The sequence below is a fragment of the Candidatus Palauibacter sp. genome, assembly GCF_965208055.1.
GTDB lineage: Bacteria > Gemmatimonadota > Gemmatimonadetes > Palauibacterales > Palauibacteraceae > Palauibacter.
Map to the genome: position 1 here is coordinate 3457564 of NZ_CBDBNY010000004.1, position 11516 is coordinate 3469079.

8 protein-coding genes are annotated in these 11516 nt (G+C 69.9%); 6 read left to right on the top strand and 2 right to left on the bottom strand.

Translation table 11 applies throughout. The features are described 5' to 3' along the window. Positions 1-424: 424 nt before the first annotated feature. A complete protein-coding gene (locus ACOGXI_RS15210) occupies positions 425-757 on the bottom strand; it encodes a Txe/YoeB family addiction module toxin (protein ID WP_419939664.1) in 333 nt (110 codons plus the stop codon). Beyond that, the gene (locus tag ACOGXI_RS15215) at positions 693-977 is read right to left on the bottom strand and encodes a type II toxin-antitoxin system Phd/YefM family antitoxin (RefSeq protein WP_419939665.1); all 285 of its coding nucleotides are present in this window, start codon (positions 975-977) and stop codon (positions 693-695) included. The genes ACOGXI_RS15210 and ACOGXI_RS15215 overlap by 65 nt, the downstream gene beginning before the upstream one ends. A 181-nt stretch (positions 978-1158) precedes the next feature. On the opposite strand from ACOGXI_RS15215, the gene ACOGXI_RS15220 reads away from it, so the two are divergent. The 6 genes from ACOGXI_RS15220 (at position 1159) to ACOGXI_RS15245 (ending at position 11488) form a co-directional block, all read left to right on the top strand. Further along, positions 1159-3144 (top strand): PQQ-binding-like beta-propeller repeat protein, encoded by a 1986-nt coding sequence (locus ACOGXI_RS15220; protein ID WP_419939666.1) that lies wholly within the window; start codon positions 1159-1161, stop codon positions 3142-3144. Then, the gene (locus ACOGXI_RS15225) at positions 3141-4460 is read left to right on the top strand and encodes an acyltransferase family protein (RefSeq protein WP_419939667.1); all 1320 of its coding nucleotides are present in this window, start codon (positions 3141-3143) and stop codon (positions 4458-4460) included. The genes ACOGXI_RS15220 and ACOGXI_RS15225 overlap by 4 nt, the downstream gene beginning before the upstream one ends. Positions 4461-4510: 50 nt before the next feature. Next, a complete protein-coding gene (locus ACOGXI_RS15230; protein WP_419939668.1) occupies positions 4511-5545 on the top strand; it encodes an SDR family oxidoreductase in 1035 nt (344 codons plus the stop codon). Positions 5546-5590: 45 nt separating this feature from the next. Further along, on the top strand, positions 5591-8047 hold the full coding sequence (locus tag ACOGXI_RS15235; protein ID WP_419939669.1) for a choice-of-anchor B family protein: 2457 nt from the start codon (positions 5591-5593) through the stop codon (positions 8045-8047). Between the two features lie 149 nt (positions 8048-8196). Further along, the gene (locus tag ACOGXI_RS15240) at positions 8197-10581 is read left to right on the top strand and encodes a fatty acid desaturase (RefSeq protein ID WP_419939670.1); all 2385 of its coding nucleotides are present in this window, start codon (positions 8197-8199) and stop codon (positions 10579-10581) included. An 82-nt stretch (positions 10582-10663) separates the two neighbouring features. Next, positions 10664-11488, top strand: coding sequence for a polyprenyl synthetase family protein (locus ACOGXI_RS15245; protein ID WP_419939671.1), 825 nt, complete (start codon positions 10664-10666; stop codon positions 11486-11488). Positions 11489-11516: the final 28 nt, after the last annotated feature.

An 11516-nucleotide genomic window follows, 5' to 3' on the forward strand; every position in this document is an offset into this window, starting at 1 on the left:
TCGTGCGGGTGTCGGGCTCGCGCGGATGGACTTCAGCCGCATCGCCTTCGCACTGTGTCCCCCGGAGACAGATTGCCACGGGGTTCCGGACGACTGGATCCTCTCGCCGCTGATATCGGCTGATGTGCGGCACGCCACGGCGGTCGAGGAGCTGAGCTTTCGGCTCAGCTTGACCTACGCAGTGAAGGGCGGCGCCGGGTCCGGCGGGCGGTATGCAAACGGGATGCCCTCGTCGGGCACACAGCGGCTACACTTCTTGCAGTTCTCTCCACTGCTCAACGTCAACGTGCGTCCGGACACGCAAGACGCCCGCGGGACACCGCACACGCACGAGGTCATGCGGAAACCCGGCTCTCGCCCGGCGACGTGCTTGCCGAGGTCAACCGGAGGGCGGAGCGAGTTCCGGGACAATCTGTCCGCCGGCTCAGTAATGATCTCGGGCGGAAAGGAAGTAGACTCGGGTGGCCGCCACCTGGTAGATCAAGCGATGCTCGCCGTCGATCCGACGGGACCACGAGCCGGCAAACTCTCCGCGGAGTGGCTCCGGTTTTCCGAGGCCATCGAACGGATCCCGGAGCGTTGACCGAACGAGCTTGAACACCCGCCGAGCTCGCTTGGGTTTCGTCCGGGTCCAATACTCCAGATCCCGCAGACATTGAGGCGTGAGGACCGCTTCCCGATTGCTTTTTCCGTCAGGCGCCTTCAAGGCCAAGCCGTTGGGCGAGTTCGTCGAGGTCCACGGGCTCTCCCTGCCCACTCTCGACCCACGCGATCGCTTCCCGGAGTCTCTGGGCGTTCTTCGGTGAGCGGAGCACGTACACCGTCTCCATCCACGAGCTGAGGTCTTCGGCCGCGATCAAGGCGACCGGTTCCCTCCCGCGACGCCGAATCAGGACGGGCTCATGTGTGTCGGTCACCTGGTCCATCAGAGCGGCGAGGTTCTTGCGGGCCCCGGTGTAGGTCGTCTCGCGGATCATCCCCGACCCCCTCATTCTGTTGCGGAATACTGGTACAGCTTTTCTGTACGGTAATGTTCTGGCTTGGATCAATCCAGTCACCCCTCCCGCGCAGCCGGTTCGCGAACGATCTTGGAGGATCAAGATGCCTGCGCGGCACAACGAGGGTTCAACACGCAAACGCGCGGAGGGGTCCATGCGGGTGAGGCGACGACGAAGTGATCCGGAGAAAGCCCGCCGATTCCGCGACGTGGGCGCGGTCTTCGCAGGAATCGCGGCGGCGTTCGCGCCCGTGGCGTGCACGGGCGATGGTGCGGATTCCGACCGGCTGCCGCCGCCGAGCGATGAGTGGACGTACTACGGCGGGCAGAACTCCTTCAACCGGTATTCTCCCGTCACGCAGATCGACCGGGAGAACGTCGAGGCAGTGCAGGTCGTGTGGCGGCGGCCGGCCGTCGACGCGACGCTCACGGACGAGTTCCCGGACCTGAACGTCAACAGCTACCTGCGCGGGACGCCCGTCCTCATCGACGGGACGCTGTACGCCCCCAACGGCGTCGGTCTCGTCGAGGCCTTCGATCCCGGGACGGGCGAGACGCGCTGGATTCAGCGGCCGGAGTCGGAGGACGATGCGCGCGGGCGGAGTTTCCGGGGCGTGGCCTCCTGGCGCGGCTCCGGCGACTCCGCCGGGCGCATCATCTCGGTGCGCGGCCCCTCCATGTACGCGCTCGATGCGGCGACCGGTGAACCTGTCGCATCCTTCGGAGACGGGGGGCGGGTGGACCTGCAGCTTCCGGCCGGGGGGCGGTACGGCTGGAGTTCCGGGCCGATCATCGTCGGGGACGTCATCGTCCTGGCGGGGACGGTGGACGGGGCGGGAGATGGGGGGACGGAGTGGCGAGGGAGCGTCCGGGAGGACATCCGCGGCTTCGACGCCCGCACGGGGCGTCTCCTGTGGACCTTCCACGTGATTCCGGAGGAGGGGGAGTTCGGGGCGGACACGTGGGGCGCCGGCTCGCTTGCGGAATCCGGCGACCTCGGCTCGTGGTGCTGTCTGAGTGCGGACGACGAACTCGGCTACGTCTACGTGCCGCTCTCGGCGCCCACCTCCGCCTACTACGGGGGACACCGGCCCGGCGACAACCTGTTCTCGAACAGTCTCGTGGCGCTCGACGCGGCGACCGGCGAGCGGGTGTGGCACTTCCAGATGGTGCACCACGACATCTGGGAATACGACACCGTGGGCCCGCCCGTGCTGGGCCGGATCCACGTGGACGGCCGCGCCATCGACGCGGTGATGCAGGCGAGCAAGACGGCCTTCCTCTACACCTTCGACCGGCAGACCGGAGAGCCGGTGTGGCCGATCGAAGAGGTGGAGGTGCCGCAATCCACCGTGCCCGGCGAGGCGACTTCCCCGACGCAGCCGATCCCGAGCCGGCCGCCGGCCTTCGACCGGCAGGGGGTCACGCCGGAAGACCTCATCGACTTCACGCCGGAGATCCGCGAACGGGCGCTCGCGCTCGCCGACTCGCTCATCATGGGCCCGCTGTTCACGCCGCCGAACCAGAATGGGACGGTGGAGGGGAAGATCGGGACGTACGTCATCCCGGGCGCGTGGGGGGCGGGGAACTGGAACACCGGCGCCTTCGACCCCGAGACGGGCGTCTACTATGCGGTGTCGCACACGCTCCCGAATGTCTGGAACCTGTCGGAAATCTCCGAACCGGACGAGATGGAATATGGGACGCAGGGAGGATGGCCGCGGGCGGAGATCGAGGGTCTGCCGCTCGTGAAGCCGCCGTGGGGACGGATCACCGCGATCGACATGAACCGGGGCGAACACCTCTGGATGGCGGCGAACGGGGACGGTCCAAACGACCATCCGCTCCTCGAGGGACTGGACCTTCCCCCGCTGGGGAACGCGAACCGGCCGGCGCCGCTCGTCACGGGGTCGCTGCTCTTCATCGGCGAGGGGAGCGATGCCGTGATCGGGACGCCGAACACGCACTGGGGGACGACCTTCCGGGCCTACGACAAGACGACGGGCGATGTGGTGTGGGAGACGGAACTCCCATCGGGGACGACGGGCGGGCCGATGACGTACCTGCACGAGGGGAAGCAGTACATCGTCGTCGCGGTCGGGGGCAGCGAGCAGCCGGCCGAGTACGTCGCGCTGGGTCTGCCGTGAGAGGCCTGTGGTCGCGGGCGGCGGCGGTGGCCGCGCGGACGCCGGAGTCGCGCAACCGGTACGTGGATTTCCTGCGCGCCCTCTCGATCGGGGCCGTGGTGCTCGGCCACTGGATACAGGCGGCGCCGTACACGGGTGGCGGGGAAGTCGCGCTCTCGAGCACGCTCGAATACCAGCCGTGGGGGCGGTGGCTCACGTGGGTTCTGCAGGTGATGCCGATTTTCTTCATGGTGGGCGGCTACTCGAACGGCGTGTCGTGGCAGTCCGCGCGCGACAGGGGAAGCAGCTACGCGGAGTGGCTGGAGGTGCGGCTCCGGCGCCTGCTCGGTCCGGTCCTGGCCTTGCTCGCGGCGTGGGTGCTGCTCGGCGCCGGCATGGGGCTGGGCGGCGTCGACGCGGAACTCGTGGGCGGTCTGTCGCAGATGGCGCTGATTCCGGTCTGGTTCCTCGCCGTCTACGTCCTGATCGTGCTCCTGGTGCCGCTGACGCACGCGGCTTGGCGACGGTACGGGCTGTGGTCGTTCTGGGTACTCGTCGCTGCGGCGATCGCCGATGACATCCTCTTCTTCGCCGCCGGTCTCACGGTTGTGGGCTGGGCCAACTACGCGTTCATCTGGGTTGCCGTCCACCAGTTGGGGTACGCGTGGCGCGACGGGCAGGCGGCGGGTCCGGGCCGGGGCGCGGCGTGGGCCGCGCTGGGCGGCGCGGCGCTGGTCGGCATGGTGACGCTTGGACCGTACCCGGTCAGCATGGTGAGCGTCCCGGGCGACGCGGTCAGCAACTCGCTGCCGCCGAAGCTGCCCCTGCTGGCGCTGGCGCTCGTGCACATGGGACTCCTCCTCTCGGTCGAGGGCCCGATGCGGCGCTGGCTCGACCGGGCCGGGCCGTGGACGGCGACCGTGCTGGTCAACGGGATGATCATGACCATCTTTCTGTGGCACCTGACGGCCGCCACGCTGGTCGTGGGGGTCGCGCTGCTGCTCGGCGGCGTGGGTCTCGGCGCCGACCCCGCCGCCACCGGAAGCTGGTGGGCCGTTCGGCCGCTGTGGCTCGCCCTGTATGCGCTGGCGCTCGTTCCCTGCGCGCTCGCCTTCCGGCGGTTCGAACGTAGCCGCGGCGGCGGGCGGTCTCGTCCCGGCTGGATGCTCGCGGTCGGTGCGACCGTGGCCTGCGCCGGGCTGGCGCTGCTCGCCCTCGGCGGTATCGCGGCGGAGGGGGCCGGGCCGCTCGGCCTCCGGCTGTGGGTGCTCGCGCTCCCCTTCGTCGGCGCGGCGCTGGCCGGCGTAGACCCGTTGCCCCCGGCGCGCGGCGGTTGAGCGCGCAGGCTGAGCGCGAAAGGCTGATCGCGAAGGAGAGCACCGAGAAAATGTCGACCACACGCAACGTCACGGTGACCGGTGCCTGGGGGTACTCGGGCGGTCGCATCGTTGAGAAGCTGCGCGAGCGGGGGCATCGGGTGACGTCGCTCACGACGCACGGGCCGCTCGACGGGAAGCTGGCGGACGGCCGGATCGACATGTGGGACGGAGACGTCGCGTGGGCGCGGCCGGCCCCGGAAGGCCGGAACGACTGGGACGCCGGTCACTTGAAGACGCAGCTCGCGGAGTGGGCGACGGACACGCTCGTCTCGACCTACTGGTCGCGCCACGCCACGCGTCCCGTGGGGCACCGGGGTGCATGGACGGGTCACACGGAGGTCTTGGACAACGCGCTGCGCCTGATTGCGGCGGCCGAGGCTGCGGGCGTGCGCCGCATCGTGTGGACGAGCATCACCAACGCCGACCGGGCGACCGAGCTGTCCTACTTCTCGGGCAAGCACCGCATTGAGCAGCGGCTGGCGCAAAGCCCGGACGACGTGGGCTGGGCCGTGCTGCGGCCCGCGTGCTTCTTCGGCTACGGCGGACCCGGTCCCGAGCCGGACCGCCCCGGGATCCTGTTGGAGAACATCGCGTGGGGCTGCCGGATCGCGCCGATTTTTCCGGTGCCCGAGGGCGACTGTCCGCTGCGCCCGATGCACGTGGACGATTACGCGCGCCTCGTGGTGGACGAGGTCGAAAACCCGGAGGCGCGCGCCCGAAGCCTGCGCGACGCCTGTGGCCCGGAGCGCTACCGGCTGGCCGAACTCGTGTCGACGGTGGCCGGAAGGCTCGGCGTGCGCTCCCGCCCGGTTGCGCTGCCCGCCGCCGTCTGCCTCGCGGCGTACGGACTGTTCTCACGCCTGTGCGGCGAGACGATTCTGACGGCGGACGAGCTTGAGGGGCTGCGGCAGAACCTCCTGGACAGCGCGGAGGAGCCTCCCTTCGGGGCCGAGGGGGAGGACGAAGGCACGCGGCTCTCGCAATGGGTGGCGGAGAACACCGAACGGCTGGGACGGCGCATGGCGCGCGAACCCACCCGATAGGGGACGCTTGAACGGAGGGTGAGCATGCGGTGCGGATGGCTGGCGTTGACGATCACTGGTCTCGCGGCGGCACCCGGCGTGGTCGCGCCTGGCGCGGCGGCGGCGCAGACGCTCGGGGGCGCGCTCGCCGCGCGCGGCGTTGCCGCCTCGGGGTTCGCGGCATCGGTCGTGCTCGTGGGCGGGGATGTACTCGTGTCGCGCAACGGCGCCGAGCTTCGCCTCCCGACGTACCCGGAGGCGGGGCGCGTGTACGTCTTCCGGCGCGGCGACGGCGATGACCCGGGCGGCGGTGCCCCGTGGGCCGTGGCGGAGGTGCTGCAACCTGCCGCCGGCGCGGTCGGCGACCAGTTCGGCACCGATGTCGCCTGGGCGGGGGAGCGGCTGTTGGTCGGTGCCCCCGGGGCGGCGGACATGCGCGGGCGCGCCTACCTGTTCGAGCGGCGGACGGGCGCGTGGGCCGAGCGGGCCGAACTCGACCCGGGGGGCGAGGTGCGCGCGGGCGCCGGGAGCGCGGTGGGCCTCACGGCCGATGCCGCCTTCGTCGGCGCGCCCGGTCGGCTGGGAGACCTGGCGCCGTTCGGCCAACCGGCGCCGCCGCAGCCCGGCGTCGTCCACGCATACGCGATCGGCGCGACGGGCGAGCCCGGCGCGGTGAGCCGTCTCGCAAGCCCGTCGCCGGAGGGCGCGGACCGCTTCGGGGCCGCCCTGGCCGCCGCCGGCGACGTGCTCTTCGTGGGTGCGCCCGGGGCCGATGGCGGCCGCGGCGCCGTACACCGGTTCGAGCGCCAAGGCGGCGCGTGGGAGCACACCGGCTCGTTCACGCTGGAAGACGGGGTGCCCGGCGATGGGCTCGGCACCTCGGTCGCGCTGAGCGGCGGCACGCTGTTCGCGGGCGCGCCCGGCCGCTCGGGCACGGGCGCCCTGGCCGCCTTCGAGGCGACCGGCACCCCCGGCGCGCCGCGCTGGGCGACCCCGCCGGACAGCCCTGCCGCCGCCGGTTTCGGCACGGCGCTGGCCGTCGCGGACGGGATGCTGTGGGTCGGCGCCCCCGGCACCGCCGCCGGGGCCGGCGCGGCCTACGTCTTCGACCCGACATCGCTCGCCCACGCGCAGACCGTGAACGCGACGCCGTTCGGACCGGGCGCCGCCTTCGGATCCAGCGTCGGGGCGGGGGCGGAGCTGGCCGTCGTCGGCGCCGGGCAGGCGGACCTCAGACTCGGGGCCGCCGCCGTGTTCGAGCGCGTGCCGCCGGCTGGCGCCTGGGCGCCAGCCGGCACGCTGCGCGATCCCGAACGGTCGAGCATGGCCGCCGTCTCGGGCGAGACCGTGAGCTGCGACGATGGGACCGCCCTCGACTACGCGTGCGCGGACGTGGATCTCGTCGCCTTCCTCCCCCTCGCCGAACTCGGCGCGGGCCCGGCGTCGATCGCGAACGACATCTGGGGCTGGACCGATCCCCAAACCGGCCGCGAATACGTCCTTCTCGGCAAGTCGAACGGCACGTCCTTCGTCGACATCACGGACCCCAACGCCCCGGTCTACGTCGGCGAACTCCCGCTCACCGAGGGTGGCGTCGAGAACCTGTGGCGCGACATAAAGACCTACGCCGACCACGCCTTCATCGTGGCGGACAACGCCGGCGCGCACGGCGTCCAGATCTTCGACCTCACGCAACTCAGGGATGTCCGCGATCCGCCGGCGATGTTCGAGGAGACGGCCGTGTACGACGGCGTGTTCAGCTCGCACAACATCGTGATCAACGAGGAGACCGGCTTCGCGCACGCCGTCGGCAGCAGCGGCGGCGGCGAGGCGTGCGGCGGCGGCCTCCACATGATCGACATCCGCGATCCCGCGAATCCCCGCTTCGCCGGCTGCTTCGCGGACCCCGAGATCGGCGGCTTCCTCGGCGGCGGCTACACGCACGACGCCCAGTGCGTGATCTACGACGGACCCGACGAGGACTACGTCGGCCGGGAGATCTGCTTCCACGCCTCCATTGACGCGCTCGGGATCTCCGACATCACCGACAAGGAGAATCCCGTCGCGCTTGCGAGCGCCGGCTACCCCGGCGCCGTCGCCGCCCACCAGGGATGGCTCACGGAGGACCACCGCTACTTCTTCCTCGGCGACGAACTCGACGAGGAGGGGGGTACCGTCGCGAATACGCGGACCCTCGTGTGGGATGTGGTGGAACTCGACGACCCGGTGCTGGCTACGGAGTATTTTGCCGAGACGCGCTCGATCGACCACAACCAGTATGTGCGCGGCGACTTCCTCTACCAGTCGAACCTGTTGGGCGGACTCCGCATCCTCGACGTCAGCGACCCGGAGCACCCGGTCGAGGTGGCCTTCTTCGACACCGTCCCGACGGACGATGACCAGACAGCCTTCGGTGGCACGTGGAGCAACTATCCGTACTTCGAGAGCGGCGTGATCGCGGTGTCGAGCTGGAACGAGGGCCTGTTCCTGCTGAGGAAGCGTCAACCCGTCCTGGTCCCGTGACCACGCCGTTCGGGCCGTCCGGCGCGGCTGGCGCTGCTCGCCCTCGCCGGTAGATTTAATCGAGTTGCCGGGCAGCGATCACCCATGGATGAAGGATCTCAAGGATGGAAGCACGTAGTTCCGGCGCCTCGGTACCCTTGAGCGGGCGGGTGGTCGAACCATCCATCGCGAACGCGCTCCCGCACTTCGTTCCGCTCGCGATCTTCCCGCTCGTGGTCTGCGCCGCCATGTACGGCGGCTGGTGGATCGTGGGTCCGTTCGTCTTCTTCATGCTCGCAGGCCAATTCGACAGGGCCTTCGGGCTGGAGGAGCGGAACATGGATCCGGCCACCACCCGCGAGAGCCAGCTGTTCCTGTACAAGCTCTCGCTGTGGCTGTGGGCGGCGTTCTGGCCGGTGACGTTCGTATTCTCGCTCTGGCAGATGCTGGCCGCCGGCCACCTCTCGCTCTGGGAAGTCGGGTTGATGGCCGCCGTGCTCACGACCGTGGCGCAGACGGTCTTCATCGTGGGCCACGAACTGGTCCATCGGCGTGCGCTCTGGGAGCGTCGGCTCGGCGAGTTCCTGCTGGCTTCCGTCTCCTACCCGCATTATGCGACCGAGCACGTTTACATCCATCACCCCCGCGTATGTACGCCGCTCGACCCCGGGTCCGCACCGAAGGGCGTGAGCTTCTGGCAGTACCTGCCCGCGGAGGTGGCGAATAATCTGCTGGGCGCCTGGCGGTTCGAACGCCGCCGGCTGACGCGCCGCCACCTGCCGCTCTGGCACTACACGAACGCGTTCTGGCGCTACGCCGTGGAAATCGCCGCGTGGTACGGGCTGATCTTCTGGCTGGGCGGTCCGTGGGCCGCGCTGCTTTACCTCGTTCTGTGCGGCAGCGTGGTCTTCTCGATGAAGATCAGCAACTACGTGCAGCACTACGGGCTTCGGCGCATCCGCATGCCCACCGGCAGGTTCGAGCCGGTCAAGCCGAGGCACGCCTGGAGCGCTGCCTACAAGTTCACCAACTGGCTTTACTACAACATGCAGCGCCACGCCGACCATCACACGTCAAACCGGCGCTATCCGCTGCTGCAGCATCATGGTGAGGCCGCCTCGCCGCAGCTGCCGGGCAGTTACATGCAGATGAACGGCCTGGCCCTCTTCCCCAAGCCGTGGTTCGAGACGATCGATCCCCTGCTCGATCGTCAGCGCGCCCAGTTCTATTCCGAGATCGACGACTGGAGCGCGTACGACAGCCGCGCGTTCGCGGAGCGCCCCGACGCGTTCGACGTCATCGCCGAGATCCACGCCGCCGCCCCGCGCCTGGCGGGGTGGATAAACCGCTGGCCGCGACTGCTCGACACGCTGCGGGAGCGGGAATTCACGGACCTGGAACTGCCGGAGGGATTCCTGTCGGATCCGGAATCCGAGTCGATCGCCCGCTCCGGGCTGGCGCGCCTCTACTGGACGCACGAACTCAGCATCTCCGAGATGAAGGACCAGCTTGCCGACATCCCCGTGCAGGACGCCGGAGAGGCGGTCGAGGCGGCGCTGGAGTGGTCGAATGCCAAAGTCTTCCAGGTCGCCGTGCACACGATGCGTCGCAGCCTGTCGGTGAGCGAGGCCGGCATGGCGCTGTCGCGCATCGCCGAAGCTTCCATCGCCACCGTGCTGTCGGCCGTTGAGGAAGACTTCGCCGACCGGGGTGTTCCACACACCAGCGGTGGGGTGGCGGTGGCGGTTCTCGGGCCTCTGGTCGGCGGACAGGCGATGCCGGGGACGGAACTCGATGTCCGGTTTGTTTACGATGGCGGCCCCGCCAGGTACTACGAAGCATTGTGCCGCCGCTTCCGCAAGGCGCTCCGTGCGCTGTCGCGCAACAACCTGCTGCTGGCGCCGGTCCCGCGCGGTGGCATCGGCGAGCTCAGTGCTCTCGAGGCGTTCCGGGAACGGCTCCGGAACTCCGGTTCGAGCGACGAGCTCGTGGCGCTCGCACGGGCGCGTTGCGTGTTCGTGTCGGGCGATGGCGAAATTGCGGATCGGTTCACGACGGCGTTACGAGACGCTCTGGGAGGGAGCACAGCTCGCGAGGCGCTGACGGCCGAGTTGCGCGAAGCCGCCGCGAGCGAAGTCGAGCTGGACCTGCTCTCGGTCGCCGACATGCCCGGTGGACTCCGGGATCTCGAGCGCGCCGCTCTGGCCCTGCAATGGGCGCCCGGCAGCGACGCGTCGGACACGCTGAACGGCGACCCGGCCTCGGTCTTCCGGGCTGCGGGCACCCGCGGGGTGATCGCCGAAGATGCCGCGGAGCGGCTGGCGGAGGCGGCGACACTGTGGCGGAACCTGCACGGTTCGCTGCGGCTCATCGCCGACGACGGATTCACCGTCGACGCGGCGACCTCCACCGCAAAGACCGCGATCGCCGATGCGTGCGGAGTGGACGACTTCGGTGCGCTTGCCGCGACGATTCGCGATACCGCGTCCCGCGCCGCCGCCGACATCGACGCGCTTGCACAGGAACCGCGCCGCGCACATGGTCCGGCCCGTTAGGCCGGCCCGGCGGTCTCATACCCCGGGCGGCGTGTTCGAAAGCGCGTACGCACGAGAGGGGTACCCGGGTAACCGCGTCGCGTTGGATGAGTTCCTGGCGGCGAGCCGGGAGCGCGTCGATTCGAACCTCGACGCAGTGCTGCCGGCCGCGACGCGGCACCCCGCAGAGTTGCACCGGGCCATGCGGTATGCCGTCTTTCCGGGCGGAAAGCGCGTGCGTCCGGCGCTGACGCTCGGCGCTGCCGTAGCCGCGGGAGCGAATCCCGAGCGGGCCATGCCCGTTGCGAGCGCGGTGGAACTGGTCCACGCTTCTTCGCTCGTTCTCGATGACCTACCGGCCCAGGATGACAACGCCGTCCGCCGGGGGCGGCCGGCGGTCCACGTCGCCTTTGACCACGCCACGGCCGTTCTGGCCGGCAGTGCCCTCCTGGCCGAAGCGTTCGCGCAATGCACGCGGCTGTCCGACCCCTCGGCAAGCGCTGCGGTAGGGGCGCGCCTGACTCGCACGATCGGGTCCCGGGGCATGGTCGGCGGACAGGTCGATGACCTCGCTTTCACCTCCGGCGAAACAAGCCTGCACGACATCGAGTTCATCCATCTGCGAAAAACCGCCGAGCTATACCGTTTTTCGGCTTGGAGCGGTGGCGTTGCCGGGGGCCTCGCGGGCGAGCAGCTTGACCGCCTGGACGCGTTTGGATGCGCCTACGGACTCGCCTTCCAAGTGGTCGACGACATGCTCGATGAAGACTTGGCAAAATGCTCGATCCTGCATGTGCTCTCGCGGAAACAGGCGCGTGGGCGCGTCCACCAGTTGCTTGACGAGGCGGCACGCGAAATCGAAGCGTTCGGTCCGCGCGGCTGGGTATTGGCGGGTCTGGCGGGGCGTCTTGAAGGGTTGCTGCCATAGCCGTTCGGGCGGCCCGTCCGGCGCCATA